At 62.3% G+C, this 22,990-nt stretch carries 18 protein-coding genes and 1 riboswitch; of the genes, 16 read left to right on the forward strand and 2 right to left on the reverse strand.

The window, feature by feature from the left end:
• Window positions 1-59 precede the first annotated feature (59 nt).
• Window positions 60-2,681, reverse strand: a complete 2,622-nt coding sequence (gene valS / locus CVS27_RS09585) for a valine--tRNA ligase (protein WP_103465512.1) — start codon at window positions 2,679-2,681, stop codon at window positions 60-62.
• Between the two features lie 57 nt (window positions 2,682-2,738).
• On the opposite strand from valS, the gene CVS27_RS09590 reads away from it, so the two are divergent.
• The 7 genes from CVS27_RS09590 to ndk all read left to right on the forward strand — a co-directional run bounded on the left by CVS27_RS09590 (window position 2,739) and on the right by ndk (window position 10,380).
• A complete protein-coding gene (locus CVS27_RS09590; protein WP_207767491.1) occupies window positions 2,739-3,218 on the forward strand; it encodes a MepB family protein in 480 nt (159 codons plus the stop codon).
• Between the two features lie 154 nt (window positions 3,219-3,372).
• Window positions 3,373-3,762, forward strand: a complete 390-nt coding sequence (locus tag CVS27_RS09595) for a DUF488 domain-containing protein (protein WP_243400114.1) — start codon at window positions 3,373-3,375, stop codon at window positions 3,760-3,762.
• A gap of 36 nt (window positions 3,763-3,798) precedes the next feature.
• Complete coding sequence (locus tag CVS27_RS09600) at window positions 3,799-4,554, forward strand: SDR family oxidoreductase (protein WP_103465514.1); 756 nt, start codon at window positions 3,799-3,801, stop codon at window positions 4,552-4,554.
• Between the two features lie 245 nt (window positions 4,555-4,799).
• Window positions 4,800-8,078 (forward strand): isoleucine--tRNA ligase, encoded by a 3,279-nt coding sequence (ileS, locus tag CVS27_RS09605; protein WP_103465515.1) that lies wholly within the window; start codon window positions 4,800-4,802, stop codon window positions 8,076-8,078.
• Window positions 8,078-9,460, forward strand: a complete 1,383-nt coding sequence (locus CVS27_RS09610; RefSeq protein ID WP_103465516.1) for a bifunctional folylpolyglutamate synthase/dihydrofolate synthase — start codon at window positions 8,078-8,080, stop codon at window positions 9,458-9,460. The genes ileS and CVS27_RS09610 overlap by 1 nt, the downstream gene beginning before the upstream one ends.
• Before the next feature lie 3 nt (window positions 9,461-9,463).
• Window positions 9,464-9,919, forward strand: coding sequence for a DUF4233 domain-containing protein (locus tag CVS27_RS09615; protein WP_103465517.1), 456 nt, complete (start codon window positions 9,464-9,466; stop codon window positions 9,917-9,919).
• Between the two features lie 44 nt (window positions 9,920-9,963).
• The gene (gene ndk / locus CVS27_RS09620) at window positions 9,964-10,380 is read left to right on the forward strand and encodes a nucleoside-diphosphate kinase (protein ID WP_103465518.1); all 417 of its coding nucleotides are present in this window, start codon (window positions 9,964-9,966) and stop codon (window positions 10,378-10,380) included.
• Window positions 10,381-10,533: 153 nt separating this feature from the next.
• On the opposite strand, the gene CVS27_RS09625 is transcribed toward ndk, so the two are convergent.
• Window positions 10,534-11,169 carry a vitamin K epoxide reductase family protein gene (locus CVS27_RS09625; RefSeq protein ID WP_103465519.1) on the reverse strand — a complete coding sequence of 212 codons (636 nt, stop codon included), beginning with the start codon at window positions 11,167-11,169 and terminating at the stop codon, window positions 10,534-10,536.
• A 369-nt stretch (window positions 11,170-11,538) separates the two neighbouring features.
• Here CVS27_RS09625 and CVS27_RS09630 point away from each other — a divergent pair, with 369 nt between their 5' ends.
• The 9 genes from CVS27_RS09630 (at window position 11,539) to nadD (ending at window position 22,983) form a co-directional block, all read left to right on the forward strand.
• Window positions 11,539-14,856: an Rne/Rng family ribonuclease gene (locus tag CVS27_RS09630; protein ID WP_103465520.1), complete on the forward strand. Its 3,318-nt coding sequence runs from the start codon at window positions 11,539-11,541 to the stop codon at window positions 14,854-14,856.
• A 111-nt stretch (window positions 14,857-14,967) separates the two neighbouring features.
• Window positions 14,968-15,066, forward strand: a riboswitch (TPP riboswitch).
• Window positions 15,055-16,647, forward strand: coding sequence for a bifunctional hydroxymethylpyrimidine kinase/phosphomethylpyrimidine kinase (gene thiD, locus CVS27_RS09635; protein ID WP_103465625.1), 1,593 nt, complete (start codon window positions 15,055-15,057; stop codon window positions 16,645-16,647). (Overlaps the previous riboswitch by 12 nt.)
• A 397-nt stretch (window positions 16,648-17,044) precedes the next feature.
• Window positions 17,045-17,353, forward strand: a complete 309-nt coding sequence (rplU, locus tag CVS27_RS09640; RefSeq protein ID WP_044573640.1) for a 50S ribosomal protein L21 — start codon at window positions 17,045-17,047, stop codon at window positions 17,351-17,353.
• A 61-nt stretch (window positions 17,354-17,414) separates the two neighbouring features.
• Entirely contained in the window at window positions 17,415-17,669 is a 255-nt protein-coding gene (rpmA, locus tag CVS27_RS09645) for a 50S ribosomal protein L27 (protein ID WP_103465521.1), read from the forward strand.
• A 146-nt stretch (window positions 17,670-17,815) separates the two neighbouring features.
• Window positions 17,816-19,417, forward strand: coding sequence for a GTPase ObgE (gene obgE / locus CVS27_RS09650; protein ID WP_103465522.1), 1,602 nt, complete (start codon window positions 17,816-17,818; stop codon window positions 19,415-19,417).
• Window positions 19,417-20,568, forward strand: a complete 1,152-nt coding sequence (gene proB / locus CVS27_RS09655; protein ID WP_103465523.1) for a glutamate 5-kinase — start codon at window positions 19,417-19,419, stop codon at window positions 20,566-20,568. Before obgE ends, proB begins: the two co-directional genes overlap by 1 nt.
• A 39-nt stretch (window positions 20,569-20,607) precedes the next feature.
• Window positions 20,608-21,888 (forward strand): glutamate-5-semialdehyde dehydrogenase, encoded by a 1,281-nt coding sequence (locus tag CVS27_RS09660; RefSeq protein WP_103465524.1) that lies wholly within the window; start codon window positions 20,608-20,610, stop codon window positions 21,886-21,888.
• A 176-nt stretch (window positions 21,889-22,064) separates the two neighbouring features.
• Window positions 22,065-22,316 (forward strand): hypothetical protein, encoded by a 252-nt coding sequence (locus CVS27_RS09665; RefSeq protein ID WP_103465525.1) that lies wholly within the window; start codon window positions 22,065-22,067, stop codon window positions 22,314-22,316.
• 13 nt (window positions 22,317-22,329) lie between these two features.
• Entirely contained in the window at window positions 22,330-22,983 is a 654-nt protein-coding gene (gene nadD, locus CVS27_RS09670; protein ID WP_279325108.1) for a nicotinate-nucleotide adenylyltransferase, read from the forward strand.
• Window positions 22,984-22,990 lie beyond the last annotated feature (7 nt).

The following is a 22,990-nucleotide window of genomic DNA, read 5'->3' on the forward strand; positions in this document are numbered from 1 at the left end:
ACGAAAAACACACGTAAAACGTGATTTTTCGGCGTTTTCTGCGGGCCAGTTGGAGGGGGCTAAGCCTGTACGGGCTCCTCAGCGGGCGCCAGCTCGACGTCGCTCACGGTGAGTTCGCCGTCGCCCACGGCAATGGTGATTTCAAGGGCGTTGGAGGCAGCCTTCAAGTCACCCAGGCCGGCCGTCAACTGCGCGGCCTGGACCTCGCGGGCTGTAACGGTGGCGCGGAGCACCTGGGTGCGCTGCTTGACCTTCGCCTCGGACTTGGCCTTGCGGATGCCGCTCAGCGCGTCCCCGACGGTGGCCAGCAAGGTGGTGTCGCCGTCGAGCACTTCAACGGCAACCGGCCACGCGGCGCGGTGCACCGAATCGGCACGCCACCAGCTCCACACTTCCTCCGTGGCGAACGGCAGGAACGGTGCGAACAGGCGCAGCAGCGAATCCAGCGTGGTGGCCAGGGCAGCCAAAACGGAAGCCTGTCCGGCGTCGCCCTCGGCACCGTAAGCACGGTCCTTGATGAGCTCAACATAGTCGTCCGTGAAGTGCCAGAAGAAGCTCTCGCTCAACTGCAGGGCCCGGGCGTAGTCGTACTTCTCAAACGCGGCCGTTGACGAGCGCACAACCTCGGCCAGCTGCGCCAACAGGGCGCGATCCAGCGGGTTGCTGAGAACTGCTGTGTCGGCACTGAGCACATTGGCCTCGGTGGCGCCAAGGTTCAGCACAAACTTGGAGGCGTTCAGGAGCTTGATTGCCAGGCGGCGGCCAATCTTCATCTGCGCAATCTCGTACGCGGTGTCGGCGCCGAGCTTGGCGGAGGCTGCCCAGTAGCGGACTGCATCGGCACCAAAGTCGTTGAGCACGTCGGTGGGAACCACCACGTTGCCCTTGGACTTGGACATCTTTTTGCGGTCCGGGTCAAGGATCCAACCGGAGATGGCGGCGTGCTTCCACGGCGCGTTGCCCTGCAGGGCGTCGGCGCGTACGGCGGAGGAGAACAGCCAGGTGCGGATGATGTCGTGGCCCTGAGGGCGCAGGTCGAAGGGGTAAACCTTCCCGAACAGGTCCTCGTCAACGCCCCAACCGCCCACAATCTGCGGTGTCAGGGACGACGTGGCCCAGGTGTCCAGCACGTCGGCGTCGCCAACGAAGCCGCCGGCGACGTTGCGCTGATCCTCGGTGTAGCCCGGAGCTGCATCTGCTGCGGGGTCAACCGGCAGCATTTCCGTGGTGGGCAGGATGGGGTGGTCGTAGTCCGGGTTGGCATCGGCATCCAGGGGGTACCACACGGGAACCGGCACGCCGAAGAAGCGCTGGCGTGAAACGAGCCAGTCGCCGTTCAGCCCGGAGATCCAGTTGTCGTAGCGTGAGCGCATGAAGGCCGGGTGGAACTCAATGTCCTTGCCGCGGTTGATCAGGCGTTCGCGGCGGTCCTCGTCGCGGCCACCGTTGCGGATGTACCACTGGCGGGAAGAGACGATCTCCAGGGGCTTGTCGCCCTTTTCGAAGAAGTTCACGGGGTGCATGATCTTCTTGATCTCGCCGTCGAGCAGATCTGCCTCAGTGAGCATTTCCACAACGCTTTCCTTCGCGCTGAAGACTGTCTTGCCAGCAATCTTGGCGTAGTTCTCGCGGCCTTCCTCGGTGGTGATCCACTCGGGGGTGTCGCCCAGGATGCGGCCGTCACGGCCCACAATGGCGCGGGTGGGCAGCTGCAGTTCACGCCACCAGATGACGTCGGTGAGGTCACCGAAGGTGCACACCATGGCGATGCCTGAGCCCTTGTCGGCCTTGGCCAGGGCGTGCGGGCGAACCTCCACCTCAACACCGAACAGGGGGGAGGTGACCTTCTTGCCAAAGAGCGGCTTGTAGCGCTCGTCGTCCGGATTCGCTACCAGCGCCGAGCAAGCAGCCAGCAGTTCCGGGCGCGTGGTCTCAATGTAAATCTTGGTGCCGTCTTCGGCGTAGAACGGGTAGCGGTAGTACGCGCCGGGCATTTCGCGGTCTTCCAGCTCTGCCTGGGCAACTGCCGTGCGGAAGGTGACATCCCACAGTGTGGGCGCTTCAGCCATGTACGCGTCGCCCGCGGTCAGGTTCGCCAGGAACCCTCGCTGGGAGACGGCACGGGAATGGTCATCAATGGTGCGGTAGGTCAGGTCCCAGTCAACGGACAGGCCCAAGGTCTGGAACAGGTGCTCAAAGACCTTCTCGTCCTCCACGGCCAGCTCTTCACACAGTTCAATGAAGTTCTTGCGCGAGATGACGTCGAAGTCGCGCTGGTTCTTGGCGGGGGTCGCCGGTGCGCGGTAGTCGGCGTCGTAGGAGATCTTCGGATCGCAACGGACACCGTAGTAGTTCTGCACGCGGCGCTCGGTGGGCAGCCCGTTGTCATCCCAACCCATGGGGTAGAAGACGTTCTTGCCGTTCATGCGCTGGAAACGGGCCAGCACATCGGTCTGCGTGTAGGAGAACATGTGACCCACGTGCAAGGATCCGGATGCCGTGGGCGGGGGAGTGTCAATGGAGTACACCTGCTCACGGGTGGTCTCACGGTCAAACTTGTAGGTGCCCTCGTCCAGCCAGCGCTTGGTCAGAGACTCCTCGAGTCCCTCCAAAACGGGCTTGTCGGGAACGTTGTTTGTGGTGGGTGCGGGCGTGTCTGTGCCCGGAATGATTTCAGCCATTTTTCGATTCTTTCATGAGTTGACCCGGAAGCAGGATTCTGCAGGAGAATGGTGCTCGTGAAAATTCCTGAGAGCGCGCAGCAACAGTGGCACAAGGCGGGTCTGGCGTGGGCCGATGTGGTCCCCGAGACGGAAAGCGCCGAGTATTGCGCGCATCGGCTGACGTTGGGCGGCCGGTCCGCCATTTTTCGTGTTGCCAAGACCACTCCCACCAAGGCGGGACAGTTTGTCACCCTGTGGCAGCGTTCCCTGGAGGGTCCCATCCGCCCCTTTGACATGCACGACGGCGTTGAACTGTTCGTTGTCCAGGCCGCCTTGGGTGCGGGGCTGGGTGAGTTCGTGTTCCCCCTGGGCGCGTTGGCTCGCCATGGTGTGGTGTCAGTGGACGGGAAAGGCGGCAAACGGGCCATGCGCGTCTATGCGCCCGATGTGGTGACCACCAGTGTCCAGGCCCGGCGCACCCAGAAGTGGCAGTGCGAGTACTTCCTGCCGCACGATGCCAGTGTGGCGCAGGCCAGGGAGCTGTATTCGGCCTGACGCAGCACGCAGGCACCTCCGAAAATTATGCGCGGAACTCATGCTGGGTTCCGCGCATGAACACTCATGCGCACAACCCAACGCGAGTTCTGCGCATAAGTTCAGTCGACTGAACTCATGCGCAGAACTGGCGGCCGATTTGGTGCATAAGTTCATGGCTTCAGTCGGGGATGGCTGGACGCAGGGCTATGATGCGGTCATGGGCACAGTGCGGATATTGCGTGTTTATGAGGAGCCGGATGCGGGGGAGTACCGCGTTCTGGTGGACAGGCTGTGGCCGCGCGGAGTCAAGAAGGACAAGATTGACCTCTGGCTCAAGGACGTGGCCCCCAGTGCACAAGTGCGGAATGACTTTGACCACGTGCCCGAGCGCTTCGAAACCTTCACACGTGACTACACCGCCGAGTTGCGAGCCAACCCGGCCGTGGCACAGCTGCGTGACGTCATTGCCGGCCACCAGCATGTGGTGCTGCTCTATGGTGCCAAGGACACGCAGCATAACCAGGCGGCGGTGCTGCTGGAATTCCTCAAACACCCAGCATGAACCAGGAGCCCGTCCCCGGCACGCTACATTTAAGTCATGGCTGAAAACACTTCCAAGCATGCAGTTGTCACCGGCGCCAGTTCAGGCATAGGAGCAGCAACTGTCCGTAAACTTCGCGCCGATGGCTGGACAGTCGTTGCAGTAGCCCGCCGTGCCGACCGGCTTGAAAAGTTGGCCCAGGAGACAGGCGCCCTGGCGTTTGCCGCGGATGTGACCAGGGACGAAGACGTCGCGGCCCTCGTGGATTTCGTGGCTGCCCATGGCGGCCTGGATACACTGATCAACATTGCAGGCGGCGCCCGTGGCACCGACCATCTGGCCACCGCCAAGGCAGAGGACTGGGACTGGATGTATCAGGTCAACGTCCTGGGCACCATGAAAATGGTCCAGGCCTTCCTGCCGGCCCTACGCGCCCACGGCCATGGCACGGTTTTGAACCTGACCTCCACCGCGGCACTGGCAGCTTACGAGGGCGGCGCCGGCTACAACGCGGCCAAGTTTGCCCAACACGCCATCACCAGTGCCCTGCGGCTGGAAGAGGTGGCAAACAACCTGCGCGTCATCGAGGTGGTACCGGGCCTGGTGCAGACCGAGGAATTCGCCCTCAACCGTCTGGCTGGTGACGCCGAAGCCGCCAAGAAAGTCTACGAAGGCGTGGCAGCGCCCCTGACCGGTGCGGACGTGGCAGATGTGGTGAGCTACGCCGTCGGGCTTCCCCACCACATCAACTTGGACCAGATTGTGGTGCGCCCCGTGGCCCAGGCCGCCAACCACAAGCTGATCCGCAGCTAACAAACACAGACAGCGGCCGCATCTAGTAGACTTGCCAGCAAAGCGTTGACCCGGCCATCACCGGTGAGCTTCCGGAAGAACACACCCTCATGGAAGGTGTCAGTAGAACCGGACGGGTAAGCCCGTCACAGCAGCTAATGAGCGGCCGCACCCGGGGTAAAGAACGGGGGTGGTAAGCGAGGTGGTACCGCGGCGCAAGCCGTCCTTGCATCCTGATCAAGAACACCCACAACCAGGATGATGTGATGACCCACTTCCCGAAGGCTTCAGCCGCCGCCGGCCTCCACGCCGAATCCAAGCATGTTCCCTCCTCCGTGAATTTCCCGAAGGTGGAAGAACTCGTCCTGAAGTACTGGGATGAGGACGGCACGTTCCAGGCCAGCATCGATGCGCGCGACGCCGGCGAGAATGGGTCCAACGAGTTCGTCTTCTACGACGGCCCTCCCTTCGCCAACGGCCTGCCGCACTACGGCCACCTGCTCACCGGCTACGCCAAGGATTTGGTGGCCCGCTACCAGACCCAGCGCGGGCGCCGCGTGGAGCGCCGCTTTGGTTGGGACACGCACGGCCTGCCCGCCGAGCTGGAAGCCATGAAGCAGCTGGGCATGACAGACAAGGCCCAGATCGAGGCCATGGGCATCGACAAGTTCAACGACGCCTGCCGCTCCTCCGTCATGAAGTACGCCGGCGAATGGCAGGAATACGTCACCCGCCAGGCCCGCTGGGTCGACTTCGACAACGACTACAAGACCCTCAACGTTGAGTATATGGAGTCCGTCCTCTGGGCGTTCAAACAGCTCCACTCCAAGGGCCTGACCTACAACGGCTACCGCGTGCTGCCGTACTGCTGGAAGGATGAGACACCCCTCTCCAACCACGAGCTGCGCATGGACGACGACGTCTACAAGGACCGCCAGGACCAGACCGTCACCGTCACCTTCCCCATCGTGGCCGGCGAGTCCGCGCTGTCCCAGGAGCTGGCCGGCGTTGGGGCCATCGCCTGGACCACCACGCCCTGGACCCTGCCCACCAACCAGGCCCTCGCCGTGGGGCCCAAGGTGAGCTACGCCGTCGTGCCCGTTGGCCCCAATGGGGTTTCGCTGGGCGCAACAGCTGAGAAGTTCCTGCTTGCCGCTGACCTGGTGGGCGCCCACGCCAAGGATCTGGGGTACGACGACGCTGCTGCCGCGACTGCCGCTGTCACCGCCACCTACGCGGGCGCCGAGCTTGAGGGCCTGAAGTACGAGCCGCTGTGGGACTACTTCGCCGACGACGAAAAGTACGGCACGGCCAAGTCATGGCAGTTCCTGCTGGCCGACTACGTGACCACCACCGACGGTACCGGCATTGTCCACCAGGCCCCCGCCTACGGTGAAGAGGATCAAAAGGTCTGTGAGCAGTACGGCATCCCGGTGGTCCTCTCCGTCGATGAAGGCGCCAACTTCCTGCCGCTCTTTGCCGAAGGCCCGCTGAGCGAGATCGCCGGCGTACAGGTCTTTGACGCCAACAAGGCGATCACGAAGGTGGTCCGCGAGGCCGGCCGCCTGGCCCGCCAGGCCAGCTACGTGCACAGCTACCCGCATTGCTGGCGCTGCCGCACACCCCTGATCTACCGCGCCATCTCCTCCTGGTACGTGGAAGTCACCGCGTTCAAGGACCGCATGGTTGAACTGAACCAGGACATCAACTGGATCCCCGGCAACGTCAAGGACGGCCAGTTCGGCAAGTGGCTGGCCAACGCCCGCGACTGGTCCATCAGCCGCAACCGGTACTGGGGCAGCCCCATCCCGGTGTGGCAGTCCGATGACCCCGACTACCCGCGCACCGACGTGTACGGCTCCATCGCCGAGATGCAGGCTGACTTTGGCCGCCTGCCGCTGAACAACGAGGGCGAAGTTGACTTGCACCGCCCGTTCATCGACGAGCTGACCCGGCCCAACCCGGATGACCCAACAGGCAAGTCCACCATGCGCCGCGTGGAGGACGTGCTGGATGTTTGGTTCGACTCCGGCTCCATGCCGTATGGCCAGGTCCACTACCCGTTCGAGAACGAGGAATGGTTCAACACCCACAACCCGGCGGACTTCATCGTCGAGTACATTGGTCAGACCCGCGGCTGGTTCTACATGCTGCACATCCTCTCCACTGCACTCTTTGACCGCCCGGCGTTCCGGAACGTCATCAGCCACGGCATCGTGCTGGGTTCCGACGGGCAGAAAATGTCCAAGAGCCTGCGCAACTACCCGGACGTCTCCGAGGTCCTGGACCGCGACGGTTCCGACGCCATGCGCTGGTTCCTGATGGCCAGCCCCATCCTGCGCGGCGGCAACTTGGTTGTTACCGAGCAGGGAATCCGCGACGGTGTCCGCCAGGTCATCCTGCCCCTCTGGAACGTCTACAGCTTCTTCACCCTCTACGCGAACACGGCCAACGGCGGCAAGGGCTACGACGCCAAGCTCCGCTACGACGACTACTCCGACCCCATGGACCAGTACTTGCTGGCCAACACCGGCGACCTGGTCCGCGAACTGACGGCCAAGCTCGATGACTACGACGTCTCCGGCGCGTGCGAATCCCTGCGCGTCTACTTCGACATGCTCACCAACTGGTATGTCCGCCGCAGCCGCACCCGCTTCTTCGATGAGAACGTGGACGCCTTCGACGCCCTCTACACGGCGCTGGAAACCGTGTGCCGCGTGGCTGCTTCACTGCTGCCGCTGGTCACCGAGGAAATCTGGCGTGGCCTGACCGGCGGCCGTTCGGTGCACCTCACCGACTGGCCCAACGCCGATCTGTTTGTGCCCAACACCGCACTGGTTGAGCAGATGGATAAGATCCAGCAGATCTGCTCCACTGGCTCAAGCCTGCGCAAGGCGGCCAAGCTGCGCGTCCGCCTGCCCCTGGCGGAACTCACCGTGGTGGCCCCCAATGCCGCCCTGCTGACCGACGGCGCCGGCGTGGTGGCGGACGAGCTGAATATCCGCTCGGTGCGCTTCGTTGACGCTGCCGACGCTACTCCGGAGGAGTTTGGCATCTCGCAGAAGCTGGTTGTCAACGCCCGTGCTGCCGGACCTCGCCTGGGCAAGAACGTCCAGCTCGCCATCAAGGGCTCCAAGTCCGGCGACTGGTCGCTCACCAACGGCGTTGTCACGGCCGGTGGCTTGGCGTTGGAACCGTCCGAATACACGCTGGAGACAGTTGTTTCTGACGGGCACGACGGCGGCGCCAGTGCGGTGGCGATGCTGCCCGGCGGCGGTTTCGTGGTGCTCAACACCGAGCTGACACCCGAGCTCGAGGCCGAAGGCACGGCACGGGACATGGTCCGCGCCATCCAGCAGGCCCGCAAGGACACCGGCTTGCAGGTCAGTGACAGGATCCGCACCATCATCAGCGCCCCGCAGGACATTGTTGATGCCCTGCACGCCAACGCCGAGCTGGTCAAGACTGAGACCCTGACGCTGAAGCTTGAACTCATCCCCGGTGACGTTGAAACCACCATCACTGTTGAACGGACCGTAGCCTAATGACTGCCAATCACGACGAATTCTCTGTGGAGAGTGTCTACGCCGAACTTCTGGGCCGCGCCCCAGAGAACAAGATGGAGCCGCGGCTTGCTCCGCTGTTCCGAGCCATGGACATCCTGGGTCAGCCGAACAAGGCGTTCCCGATCATCCACATCACGGGCACCAATGGAAAAACTTCCACGGCCCGCATGATCGAGGCCGGCCTGCTGGCCCACGATCTGCGCACCGGCCGCTACACCAGCCCGCACCTGACAAAGGTGACGGAGCGCATCAGCATCGACGGCGCACCCGTCAACGACGCAACGTTCGTGCGGATTTGGGATGAGATCCGCCCCTACCTGGACATTGTTGACGCTGAGCTGAGTGCTGCCGGCGAGCAGCGGCTCACGTACTTTGAGTGCCTGACCATCTTGGCGTTTGCCATTTTTGCTGACGAGCCGGTGGATGTTGCCGTCATGGAAGTTGGTTTGGGCGGCATTACCGACGCCACCAACGTGGGCGACGGCCAGGTAGCTGTCATCACCCCGATCTCCTTGGACCATGTGGAGCTGCTGGGTGACACCACAGCCCTCATCGCCACCGAAAAGGCCGGCATCATCAAGGAAGGCGCGTTCCTCATCAGCGCCGCCCAGCCTGCTGACGCCGCCCAGGTCCTGCTGGACAAGGCACGCGAAATGCACGCCGACTTCCGCTTTGAAGGCATTGAATTTGGTGTGGAAGCACGCACCATCGCCGTGGGCGGCCAAATGTTGGACCTGCAGGGCCTGGCCGGACGTTACCCGGGCATCCTGCTCCCGCTTCACGGTGAACACCAAGCCCAGAATGCCGCCGTCGCACTTGCCGCGTTGGAGGCATTCCTTGGCGGGGGAGAGAAGGAACTGAGCCACGAGCTGGTTCAGGAGGGCTTTGCCGCCGTCACCTCCCCGGGACGTCTTGAAGTCCTGCGCACCTCGCCCACCATTGTGGTGGATGCGGCCCACAACCCGGCCGGCATTGCCGCCAGTGCCAAGTCGCTGCAGGAATCCTTTGCCTTCAGCAAGTTGGTGGTGGTCCTGGGTGTCCTGGTTGAAAAGGATGCGGAGGAGATTCTGCGCACCATCAAGGAATCCTACGGTGATGAGGCTGCGGAGATTTGCTTGACGCAGTCCAACTCTCCCCGCGCCATTCCAGCCGCCGAGCTGGCCGAGATGGCAGCCGACCTGGGCTGGTTGGACGAGGACATTCACATTGCTGAAAGGCTCGACGACGCTATTGAGTGGGCTGTTGAACGCGCCGAGTCGAACAACGACCTGGCCGGCGGTGTGCTGATCACAGGGTCCATCACGCTGGTGGGGGAGGCTCGCATCCTGCTGGGCCGCCCCGGTGAAAAGGAAGGTGCCTAAGCCATGGCGAAATTGACCAAGGCGCAACGCGAGTGGAAGCCCAATACGCCTAAAAAGCTCCGCTCCACCCGCATGATGTTTGCCTCAGTGGTGCTCATGCTGGAAGCCTTCGTGGCGCTCTTCCTCGGTTTGGGACTGTTTGGCCTCAAGGACAAGAACCCGCTCTTCCTGGTGGCGGCAGCAGTCCTGGCCGTCCTGTTCATCGCGGCCTGCGGAGTGGTTCGCAAGCCGTGGGGACCGGCCTTTGGCTGGGTCCTGCAGGCGGCACTCATTGCCGGCGGCTTCTGGGAACCGTCCATGTTCGTTGTGGGCATCCTGTTTGCCGCAGCCTGGTGGTACGCCCTCTACGCCGGTGCCAGGATTGACCGGGAGAACGTTGACCGGGCCAAAGCGCAGGCGCGGTGGGACAGCGAACACCCCGACATCAGCGGCGACGGCCCAGCGGCCGCGGCCAAGTAAACTGAATCTGAAAACACTTTTCACCTATTTTGTTTGGAGTTACTGTGAGCATTGAGCGCACTCTTGTCCTGGTCAAGCCCGACGGCGTGGCACGCAACCTCGCCGGTACCATCCTGGCCCGCGTTGAGGCCAAGGGATACACCCTGGCAGAACTGAAGAAGGTCACTGCCACCCGTGAGCAACTCGAAGCGCACTACGCAGAGCACGAGGGCAAGCCGTTCTACGAGCCCCTGGTTGAGTTCATGCTCTCCGGTCCCGTTGTGGCGGCCATCTTTGAAGGCAACCGTGTCATCGAGGGCTTCCGCGCCGTAGCCGGAACCACTGACCCCACCACGGCAGCGCCGGGCACCATCCGTGGCGACCTGGGACGCGACTGGGGCCTGAAGGTTCAGCAGAACCTGGTCCACGGCTCCGACTCGGTGGAGTCCGCTGAGCGCGAGATTGGCATCTGGTTCGCCTAAGCGAACTACGTTTGAAGGTACGACGACGAAGGGCACCTCCCGCTGGGAGGTGCCCTTCGTCGTCGTCCATGAAAATCTGTGTCGCAGTTGTTGCATCAAATGGGCCCCGGAAAGCGCTACCCAAGGCATCTACTGCTACATAGATGGTGGGGGCTAGGCGTTGGAGGGGATGATCAGGTGCATGAACCTGAAGAAGATGGAGGCAAGAACAGCCACGTAGAACAGGCCCATAATGACCCAGGCCCAGTCGTTGATGAACTTGGTCAACGCCGGTGTGGCGGGGATGACCCCATGGTTGATGTTCCGCACGGTAGTCCAGACGAAGATCGGAATCATCATGGCCCAGACGATCATGCAGTAGGGGCACAGGACCGCCAGGGTGTAGAGGGCCGTGAACCAAAACCAGGACACCAGGGCCATGCCGGCCGTGATGCCCACCTGCAAGCAGATCCAGAACCAGCGCTGCATGTGTGCCCCGGCGAGCAGGACAACCCCGACGGTGATGAGCACTGCAAAGGCCACCACGCCGATGAACGGGTTGGGGAAGCCGAGAATTGCGGCCTCGGGGGTCTTCATGACGTCACTGCAGGAAATCCATGCGTTGAAGTCGCAGCTGGCGCTGGCGTCGGGATTTTTGTAGAGTTCCAACCGCTCAAGCACCAGCGTGAAGGACGCCACCCAGGCAATGGCGCCTGTGATGATCAAGAACCACCCGAACGATTTGGCCCGTACCAGGGCTGGCTTGTCGATGTCCGCTGGATCGCTGGTGGAAACTTTGGTGCTAGGCATTGTGTCCTTTTCATCGGGATGAGGTGAATGTGTCCTGATTGTAGCTTGAGTTTCTTGGCGCGCCATGGAGAAAACTGCTCCATGACAGGGCTCGTATGAGACAATGGTTTCGGCTGACTGGCGATCCACGTGCGTCTTTCAGTCCAATGGCACGCCCACGGGTTGCCGGTGACGACGCTGCCAGTGTGTGCAGCCATCCACCGGACTCATTCCGTAAACCATTGGCTTATCAGAGCTTGCGCACCCAGAAGTTGGTGCCGCCTGAGAAGTAATTAGACGACTTCCGTCGACGCCTGCGGGTGTTGGCACATTAGCCGATTTCGGCGCTCGATGTGGGTGCGCTGTTTTGGCGCGAAAGTAACGCCCACTATGAATAATGAACAGCCCACATTTGATGCAGCAGAGGCTGCTGTTGCAGCCCCCGCCAAGGCCAAGGCTCCCCGTTCGCGCCGTGCCACGGCCGCGGTAACCAGCCCGGCTGCGGCCCCTGCCGCCGTTGAAAGCACTACTGCTGAAGCCAACACAGTTGAAACAGCCGTGGAAACAGCAACAAGCACAGCGCCAGCCGTGAAGGCCCCCGTCCGCCGCAGCCGCGCCAAAAAGGAAGCCGCTCCCGTTGATGCCGAGCAGCCGGCCTCGCTGCTCGATTCCCCTGAAGCAGCAGCGCCGGAAGCAGCGCCGGTCAAGCGAGCTGCCCGCCGTCGCGCAACGGCACCTGTTACTGCACCCGCTGCGGTTCAGGGTGAATTAAGCATTCCAGGTGAGGAAGCCGCAGCGGCGCCCGCTGCCAAGGCGCCTGCCAGGCGGACCCGCACCACCAAGGCTGCAGCCGTCCCAGCCGCCGAAGAAGTAGTTGCAGCAGACGTGGTTGACGCAGCGGAGCCTGCGCCCTCGGCCAAGGCCAAGGCGCCCCGCCGCGCCACCAGGAAGGCTGCTGCCCCTGCGGCCGAGGTGCCGGAGCAGGGCGCGCAGGAAACCGCCGTGGATTCTGTGGCACAGGAAGCAGCAGTACAGGCCCCCTCAGCGCCGAAGACCACTCGGAGCCGTCGCAAGCCTGCCACCCAGACCACTGTCCCCGCCGAGTCCGCCTCCGTCCCCGCCGAGGCCCCCGCCGAGGAGCCTGTGGCAGAGGAAGTGGTGGAAGCCGCAGCGGCCCCCGTGGCTGAGGCCTTGTTCTCAGCACCGACAAGCGGCATGTCCACGCTGTTCCTGGCCCCGGACATGAGCATGGCGGTGCCTGCCGTTGTTGCCCAGGATGACAATGATGACCGTGATGACGAGCAGGACGGCAACGATGGCGATCGTCGCGGCCGGAACCGCAGCCGTAACCGCCGTACCCGCCCCGCCGAAACGGATGTGGCCCAGTCCGACGACGACTCAGCCATTGAGCAGGACACTGATGCGCCCGACGACGGCGTGACCTCGCGTCGCCGTCGTCGTCGCCGCCGTGGCGATGCTGACCTGGAGCTGACGGGCGGCACCGATGAGGACCCGCCCAATACCGTGACCCGCGTGCGTGCCCCGCGCACCCCCGCCGAGCCCAGCGCCAGCGCATCCAACCGGGTGACAAGCCTGCGCGGCTCCACTCGTTTGGAAGCTAAGAAGCAGCGCCGCCGCGATTCCCGCGACTCCGGCCGCCGTCGCACAGTCATCACGGAGGCTGAATTCTTGGCCCGCCGCGAATCGGTTGACCGGGTCATGGTCGTTCGCCAGAGCGATGACAGGATCCAGATCGGTGTCCTGGAAGACGGCATCCTGGCCGAGCACTTTGTCTCCAAGACGCAGCAGGATTCCCTCATCGGCAACGTGTACCTGGGCAAGGTCCAAAACGTGCTGCCCAGCATGGAAGCTGCCTTTGTTGACATTGGGCGCGGCCGCAACGCCGTGCTGTACGCCGGTGAAGTTGACTGGGACGCCGCCAACCTCAACGGTCAGCCGCGCCGCATTGAGAACGCGCTGAAGTCCGGCGACTCCGTCCTGGTTCAGGTCTCCAAGGACCCCGTAGGCCACAAGGGTGCCCGCCTGACCAGCCAGATTTCCCTGCCCGGGCGCTACCTGGTGTTCGTGCCGGGCGGTTCCATGACAGGCATCTCCCGCAAGCTGCCCGACGTCGAACGCAACCGTCTCAAGCGCGTCCTGAAGGACCACCTGCCCGAAAACGCCGGCGTCATTGTGCGCACGGCTGCCGAAGGTGCCAGCGAAGAAGAGCTCACCAATGACATCAACAGGCTCCGCGCCCAGTGGGAAGGCATCAACAACCGTGCCTCCTCCCACAAGACGCTGGCCCCCGAGATGCTCTACGGCGAGCCGGACCTGACCATCAAGGTGGTCCGCGACGTCTTCAACGAGGACTTCTCCAAGCTGGTTGTTTCCGGCGAGGACGCCTGGGACACCATTGAAGCCTATGTGACCTATGTAGCCCCGGATCTGCTGGACCGCCTGGAAAAGTGGAGCAAGAGCGAGGACATCTTTGCCGCACACCGGATCGACGAGCAAATCTCCAAGGCCCTGGAACGCAAGGTCTTCCTGCCCTCCGGTGGCTCGCTGGTCATTGACCGCACGGAAGCCATGACTGTGGTTGACGTCAACACCGGTAAGTTCACCGGTTCCGGCGGAAACTTGGAAGAAACAGTCACCAAGAACAACCTGGAAGCTGCCGAAGAAGTGGTGCGCCAGCTGCGTCTGCGCGATATTGGCGGCATCATTGTCATTGACTTCATCGACATGGTGCTCGAATCCAACCGCGACTTGGTATTGCGCCGCCTGGTGGAATGCCTGGGCCGTGACAGGACCAAGCACCAGGTTGCTGAAGTAACCAGCCTGGGCCTGGTGCAGATGACACGCAAGCGCATGGGCACTGGCCTGCTGGAAGTCTTCGGCGAACAGTGCGGCACCTGCTTGGGCCGCGGCATGGTCACGCACGAGATCCCCGTTGAGCACCGCCGTGTGCACACTGTTGCCGTGGAGTCGCCGCAGGCACATGCTGCCAAGGTGGCGCAGGAACAGCGCGACGGTGACCGCACCACAGCCAACAGGTCCACACGCAGCGAACGCAAGCGCAACCGCAACCGTTCCAAGCCTGAGTCCGAGCAGGCTGAACACGCCCCGGTGGAGCTGCATGAGGAACCCACTGATGCTCAGAAAGCTCAAAAGGCCCATGAAGCCCGTGCCGCGTTGGCCAACATTGCAGCCGCTGCTGCAGCCTCGCACCATGAGCACGACGCTCCCGCAGCTCCTGTTGCAGTGCCGTCAGCGCAGCAAGACAATGATGCGCCCGACGCCGCAACACTCACCCTGGGTGGGGAAGCCATTGAGCTGCCCCGCGGCCACCGCAGTGAAAGCTCCGGTTTCGCCGAGACCAGCAACGCCGACCAGGCCGCGGCCTTGGCTGGCTTGACCCAAGCGCTGGATCAGTTGACCAGCCCGGGCCAGGACCAGTCAGCGCCGGACACTGCCGAGGCAGGTGGCAACAACCGCTCGCGCTCACGCCGTGGACGCCGCAACCGTAGCGCCCGCAGTGCACAGGGCGGAGCCGACATGGCGGTGGAAACTGCCGAGTCGCAGGCCCCGGCCCAGGGTTCGGTGCAGCACAGCAGTGCTGCCGTGGACTTGCCGGCGGCAGCCAAGCCGGCCAGGAGTTCCGAGCCGATCATCCTCGGTGTGGGAGTTCCCGCCTCGGAGCTGTAGCCAGCCTCTCAACTGACCCGCAGTAAAGGTCGAAAAAACGCGTTTTCAGCCCGTTTTTCGACCTTTACTGCGGGTCAGTTTGGTTTAACCGCTGGGGCGGGGTCTAGGGTTGAGAGCGACACGGGGTGCCTGGACAAGAGGTCCGGCTGAGAAAAGACCCGTTGAACCTGCCCGGCTAGCACCGGCGAAGGGATGTCCATGGAAACCTTGCTTTCTGCCCCGCCACTTTTGGATTCACCACCCCCGGCCCGTGAGGCCAGTCCCGGTTCCCGGCAACAACGGGGCGTCAGTCACCCGCGCGTTCTGAGCATTGCCGGTTCCGACCCCTCAGGGGGTGCCGGCATTCAGGCAGACATCAAGGCCATCAGCGCCCACGGCGGCTACGCCATGGCTGCCCTGACAGCGTTAACGGCTCAAAACACCACAGGTGTGCACAGTGTCCATGTGCCGCCCGTGGCCTTCCTCGCGGAGCAACTGGAGGCCATTTCTGCCGACATTGACATTGATGCAGTGAAAATCGGCATGCTCGGCACCGCGGAGGTTATGACCGTGGTGGGGGACTGGCTGGCAAGAACCCGGCCGCCCGTGGTGGTTCTTGATCCTGTCATGGTGGCTACCAGTGGCGATGAGCTTATGGCGCCGGCAGCGCGCCAGGGTTTGCTGCGGTTGTTGGAAAGCACTCACCTGGTTACACCCAATATTTTGGAACTTGCCGTGTTACTGGGGCAACCCCAAGCCAAGAACTTTGACGAGGCGCTGGGCCAAGGCCTGCAGCTGGCCGCTGCGCACGGGGTCGCCGTTCTGGTCAAGGGCGGGCACCTCCCGGGGGAGGAGTGCTTGGACGCACTCGTACAACACGACGGCACCGTTGAGGTGTTTACAGCACCCAGGGTGGATACCCCCAACACCCATGGCACGGGCTGTTCACTGTCTGCCGCAGTGGCCACCTTGCAGGCGCAGAAGGGTGACTGGGCCGTCAGTGTGCGCCACGCCAAGTCCTGGCTGAGCGTCGCCCTGGAAACGGCCCATGAGTTGAATGTGGGTGAAGGCGCCGGCCCCATCAACCATTTCCACGCGCTGTGGGACAGTGCGGCACCGACCCTTGATGCCTTCAGTCAGCAGTTGTGGCAGGAATGCGAGGTTCAGCGTGAAGCCATTTTCGGTCTTGATTTCATCAAGGAGTTGGCGGCCGGGACATTGCACAGCGACCACTTTGCGTACTATCTTGCCCAGGATGCGCTGTATTTGAGTACGTATTCGCGTGTTCTGGCCAGGGCCAGCGCCCTGGCGCCTACAGAGGTGGAACAAAAGTTTTGGGCCGGGGGTGCGCAGAATTGCTTGGAGGTTGAGCTGGCCCTGCACCGCGACTGGCTCAGCCACTACCCCACGGACATGCGGCAGGGCCCCGTCACCAAACATTATGTTGACCACCTCCAAGGTGTCGCCTTCTCCGGCAGCTACGGGGAAGTGGTGGCCGCCGTACTGCCTTGCTATTGGCTTTATGCAGAGGTTGGCCGGGTGCTGCACCAGGACTACCTGTCCTTCTCGGGCGAGCACCCCTATGGGACGTGGCTGGCGACCTACGCCGATGATGACTTTGCCCAGGCCACTGAAACGGCAGTAGCCATCATGGATGCGGCCGCGCGGCGCGGCTCAGCAAGGGAACGCGAAGGCATGCGGGCCGCTTTTGCCCACTCGGCCCAGTATGAGGTGGATTTTTTTGCCGCCCCACACAGTTTCTTTGACGGTTGGGCCGCCAAATCCGCGCCAATTGGGGCCTTGGGTGATTAACGCCACCAGCTCTGAGGCAGAATCGCGGCGCGTCATGGGGCGAAATGGCAAAAACTCTCCGCATCCACGCTAAAGTTGGTGAGTACGGTTTCCCGCTCCTCTATGGCAACTGGGCAAATTTAGGTTTGTTCTGTCGTCCACTGTGAGTGTGGGTAATCAGTGTCATTTGCGCCCGGAGACAGAGTTAGCGTATTCTTGATCTTCGGTGCTTACGCCAACACCTAGGGCAACCACTCCATGGCAGAACTCCATTGAGGTCCACGGCGTTGAGGCACGTAGTATGCACCCCGTGCCCGTTCTATTCTGAACAGCGGGCGCATACGGTTGGTAGATGTCAATCATGATTCCTACCGGCACAAAAACTTTGTAATAAACGTCGAGAGAAGTGAGTTCCCCAGTGGTGTACGCGATTGTCCGCGCAGGCGGCCGTCAAGAAAAGGTTTCCGTCGGAGACCACGTGACCATGAACCGCGTCCCCGGTGGAGTTGGCAGCACGCTTGAGCTGCCCGCTTTGCTCTTGGTTGATGGTGACAAGCTCACCACAGCCGCGAAGGACCTGGCTAATGTGAAGGTTACGGCTGAGAAGTTGGAGGATCTTCGTGGACCGAAGATCGTCATCCAGAAGTTCAAGAACAAGACCGGCTACAAGAAGCGCCAGGGTCACCGTCAGGAACTGTCCAAGGTCAAGATCACTTCAATCGCTTAATAAGCGTTTTTGAAGTTCGATCCACTTTAGAATCTTTTAGTAAAAAGGCAGGCATTTTCAAATGGCACATAAAAAAGGTGCGAGTTCCTCTCGCAACGGTCGTGACTCAAACGCCCAGTACCTGGGCGTAAAGCGCTTCGGCGGTCAGGTTGTCAAGGCAGGCGAAATCATCGTTCGCCAGCGCGGCACCCACTTCCACCCCGGTGAGGGTGTTGGTCGTGGCAAGGATGACACGCTGTTCGCATTGGACGCAGGCGCTGTCGAGTTCGGCACACGTCGTGGACGTCGTGTTGTGAACATCGTCGCTGCGGTCTAATACCAAAGCTTTTCCAGTGGAGCGGGCCGCATGGCTCGCTCCACTGGCTTTTAACACAGATACATTTTTCGGCCGGTATCAGGCCCTAGTTCAGCAGTGGACTAGAATTGGTGCGCACAAACTAAGTTCTATTCAAGGAGATTTCAGTGGCCAGCTTTGTTGACCGGGTTGTTTTGCACGTATCCGGCGGGACTGGCGGCCACGGCTGCGTCTCAGTTCACAGCGAAAAATTCAAACCGTTGGGCGGGCCCGACGGCGGCAAGGGCGGCGATGGCGGTAGTGTCACCTTCCGTGTCAGCGACCAGACCACCACCTTGCTTGACTTCCACCATGCACCCCACCGTCGCGGTGGCAACGGCCAGCCCGGCATGGGAGACTGGCGCGACGGCAAGGACGGGAATTCGCTGATCCTTGAAGTTCCCGATGGCACTGTCATCAAGGACCGGAACGGCAATGTCCTCGCCGACCTCGTTGGCATCGGCACGGAGTACGTCGCTGCCGCCGGTGGCCTGGGCGGGCTCGGCAACAATGCCCTTTCCTCACTGAAGCGCAAGGCCCCGGGCTTCGCTCTGTTGGGTATTGCAGGCTCAGAGGCCGACATTGTCCTTGAGCTGAAGTCCATTGCCGACATCGCGTTGGTGGGCTTCCCGTCCGCCGGCAAGTCCAGCCTCATCGCTGCCATGTCTGCGGCCCGGCCCAAGATTGCCGACTACCCCTTCACCACCCTGATCCCCAACCTGGGCGTTGTCCAGGCCGGCGACGTCCGCTTCACCATGGCCGACGTGCCCGGCCTCATCGAGGGCGCAAGCGAAGGCAAGGGCCTGGGCCACAACTTCCTGCGCCACGTGGAGCGTTGCGCCGCGATTGTGCACGTCCTTGACTGCGCAGCACTCGAGGCCGACCGTGACCCGGTCACCGACCTGGCCGTCATTGAGCGCGAACTCGACCAGTACGACGTCGACATGAGCTTCGCAGGAACCGACGGTGACGTGGTTCCCCTGAACGCCCGTCCCCGCCTGATTGCACTGAACAAGGTGGATTCACCGGACGGCCGGGACATGGCCGGATTTGTCCGATCTGACTTGGAAGCCCGCGGCTACCGTGTCTTCGAAGTCTCCGCGGCAAGCCATGAGGGCCTGAAGCAGCTTGGCTTCGCGATGGCAGAAATTGTCACGGAAGCACGCAAGGCCCTCGCCGATGCTCCCGTCAAGGCCACCCCGGTGGTTCTGCGCCCCCGTGCTGTCAACGAATCATCCTTCACCATTCGCCGCGAAGAGCGCAACCTTTCTCCGTTGTTCCGCGTTCGCGGTGAAAAGCCCGAGCGGTGGGTTGAGCAGACCGATTTCCAGAATGAGGAAGCCATCGGCTACCTGGCAGACCGGCTGGCGAAGGCCGGCGTCGAGAAGGAACTCTTCAGGATCGGTGCCACACCCGGCGACACTGTCGTCATTGGTGGCGAGCATGGCATGATCTTCGACTGGGAGCCCACCATGATGGGTGGCGCCGAGCACTTGGCAGCCCCCCGCGGCACCGACCTGCGCCTGCTGGATCTTGGTGACCGCCCCACCCGTGCGCAGAAGCGTGAGGAACAGCAGGACCGCCGCGACGCGAAGGCTGCTGCCCGTGCCGAGCTGGAGTCCGAGCGTAAGGCAGGCATCTGGACCGAGACAAGCACCCGCAAGGCTGAAGAGGCCCGCGTTGTTGCAGCCGAAGTTGCTGCCGACGACACAGGTGCAGCGCAGAACTAATGGGAAATATGGGGCAGGATCAGGTGACCTCGCTGAGTTCGCGGCGGGGCATTGCCACCGCGGCGCGCATAGTTGTCAAAGTTGGTTCGTCGTCGCTGACGTCAGTGGCGGGCGGCATCTCAGAAGATGCCCTCGTCAAGCTGGTGGCTGTGCTGGCGCAGCGCCGGCTGGCCGGAACGGAGATCATCCTGGTCTCCTCCGGTGCCATCTCAGCGGGATTGCTGCCGCTGGGCCTGAGCCGCCGCCCCAAGGATCTTGCCACCCAACAAGCTGCGGCCAGCGTGGGCCAAGGCCTGCTCATGGCGCATTACAACCGTGCCTTTACCTCTCACGGTGTCACGGCCTCGCAGGTCCTGCTCACGGCAGAGGACCTGACCCGGCGCCACCAGTACGTCAATGCGCACCGTGCCCTGGAACGGTTGCTGCTTTTGGGCGTGGTTCCCATTGTCAACGAAAATGACACGGTGGCCACCCACGAGATTCGTTTTGGTGACAACGACAGGCTGGCCGCCCTGGTGGCCCACCTTGTCAAGGCCGACGCTCTGGTGCTCCTCTCCGATGTGGATTCGCTCTACGACGGCCCACCGGCCCAAGGGGCAAAGCGCATCAGCGAAGTTGCCTCGCCCGAAGACCTTGAAGGCATTGTCATCGGCAGCGCCGGCAAGGCAGGCATCGGCACCGGTGGCATGGCCACCAAGGTGCAGGCTGCCTTGATCGCTGCCGAGACGGGAATTCCCGCACTTGTCACTTCCACCGGGCAGGCGGCTGCCGCTCTGGCGGGGGAGGATGTGGGCACCTGGTTTGGCATCAACGGCAACAAGCGCCCCGTGCGCATGCTCTGGCTGGCGCATCTGGCTGACATTCGCGGCCGTTTGGTCTTGGACGACGGCGCCGTCCGGGCAGTGAGCGAACGGCACAAGTCCCTGCTCCCGGCCGGTATCACGGCCATCAGCGGTGACTTTGATGCCGGTGATGCCGTGGAGCTCAGTGACTCCGCGGGCAGGGTATTCGCCCGCGGACTGGTCAACTACCGGCACTCGGACCTGCCCCAAATGCTGGGTCGTTCCACCAAGGAGCTGGCCAAAGACTTGGGCAGGGAGTTTGAACGCGAAGTGATCCACGTTGATGACCTGGTGCTCCTGAACGGTTAGCTCACAGCGCGATCTGCACCTGTGCCATAGACTTGGGGCATGACCGAGCAGATTGTTGAACAAGATATTGCCGCCGAAGTTCGGGCCATCACTGACCGCGCCCGCAGGGCCGCGCGTCGCATGGCCGGAGCAAACCGTGCCTGGAAGGACAAGGGGCTTCGTGCCATTGCCAAAGCCTTGTTGGAACACCAGGACAGGATTTTGGCTGCCAACGCCAAGGACCTTGCAGCTGGCAAGGAGAACGGCACCTCCGTTCCCATGCTCGACAGGCTCACGCTCACCAAGCCACGGGTGCAAGGCCTGGCCGACGCCCTGGAAAAGCTTGCCACCCTGCCCGACCCCGTAGGCAACGTGGTGCGAGGTCAGACCCTTCCCAACGGACTGCGCATGCGCCAAATCAACGTTCCCATGGGTGTGGTTGCCGCCATTTATGAGGCACGTCCCAACGTTACCGTCGATATTGCCGGGCTGGCCCTCAAGAGCGGCAATGCGGTGATCCTGCGCGGCGGAACTGCCGCCGCACACACCAACCAGGCCCTGCTGGGCATTCTGCGTGACGCTCTGGAAACCGTGGGGCTGCCCGCTGACGCAGTGCAGTCCGTTGACCAGTTTGGCCGCGAAGGTGCCAACCTGATCATGAAGGCCCGCGGCGCCGTTGACGTGCTGATTCCCCGCGGCGGCCGCGACCTCATCCAAACTGTGGTCAACAACTCATCAGTGCCTGTCATTGAGACCGGTGAAGGCAACGTCCACATCTTCATTGACGCCAGCGCCAAGGAAGAGATGAGCGTGAACATTTTGTTGAACGCCAAAACTCAACGCCCCAGTGTTTGCAACACCGTGGAAACACTGCTGGTGCACAAGGATGCCAAGGTGCTTGCCGCCGTGCTCACAGCACTCAACAAAGCCGGCGTACGCTTGCACGTTGACGAGCGGGTTCAAGCAGTGCTGCCCGCCGGTATCACGGCAACGCTTGCCACCGACGAGGACTGGGCCACCGAATACATGGACCTTGATTTGGCTGTGAAGATGGTTGACTCCCTGCCCGAGGCCATCAAGCACATCCGCACCTGGAGCACGGGCCACACGGAAGCGATTCTGACCAACGATCTTTCCAATGCGGAGATTTTCGTGGCCGAAGTTGATTCGGCAGCCGTCATTGTCAATGCGAGCACCCGCTTCACCGACGGCGGCGAACTGGGTCTTGGCGCAGAAGTGGGCATTTCCACGCAGAAGCTGCACGCCCGAGGGCCCATGGGCCTCACCGAGCTGACAACCACCAAATGGATTGTCCAGGGCGAGGGTCAAGTCCGGGGCTGACACCCACTCGCGATGTGAGTGTTTTTGCACGCAAATGTGGTTCCGTTCACAACACTGTGGACGGGTCGGTGTGCCAGTGTGGGCAGATACCACGTACCATTAGAGGGAATTCAAGCCAACAAAGGTCCGGAATCGGTGAATAGCTCACCCCGGGCACGTACCCAAGGGGAGAAATAATGCTGACCCAGTTTGCCGGCGTCGTACTAGCCGCTGCAGAGGAACATCATGAGGAACTGGCGCCGTTGATCGCGCCGCCGTTTGTGATTGGTGGCATCATGCTTGCGGCATTGTTGCTGCTCATGTTCGTTTGCGTGTCCTTCATGAACATGGGCAACCGCCACGCAGCTGTTGAGACCACTGACGATCCCCACCGCCAGCACACCAACAAGCACCCGCACGGCGACGGTTCGGCGTCCTCCAATCACTAAGGAAACGCGCCGGGTGCCTGCACTTGACGGCACCCGAGATCGTCTCCGTATTGGAGTCATGGGTGGAACGTTCGATCCGATCCACCATGGTCACCTTGTTGCAGCCAGTGAGGTTGCGAGTGTTTTTGAACTTGATGAAGTCATTTTTGTCCCCACGGGCGAGCCCTGGCAAAAGGTAAAAGGTGAAGTCAGCGCGGCCGAACACCGTTACTTGATGACTGTCATTGCAACGGCGGCAAACCCGCAGTTCACTGTGAGCCGGGTGGACATTGACCGCCCGGGCCCCACGTTCACCATCGACACCTTGCGTGATTTGCGGCGAATGCGCCCGGATGCGGACTTGTTCTTCATCACAGGTGCTGACGCCATGGCCCAGATCATGTCGTGGAAAGACAATGACGAATTGTGGGACCTGGCCCATTTTGTGGGTGTGACACGCCCCGGCCATGTGCTCGATAACAGGGGGCGCAAGGACGTAAGTTTGTTGGAAGTGCCCGCAATGGCCATTTCCTCCACTGATTGCCGCAAGCGAGTGGCTGAGCACAATCCCGTCTGGTACTTGGTGCCCGACGGCGTGGTGCAATACATTGCCAAGTACGGGCTTTACGTTCAACCGGGCACTGATGCCAGTGCTGGCATTGTGCCGGTGACTTCGAGAACTGAATGAGTAATTG

Origin of the sequence: Arthrobacter glacialis, from assembly GCF_002909445.1 — a bacterium.
Lineage (GTDB): Bacteria > Actinomycetota > Actinomycetes > Actinomycetales > Micrococcaceae > Specibacter > Specibacter glacialis.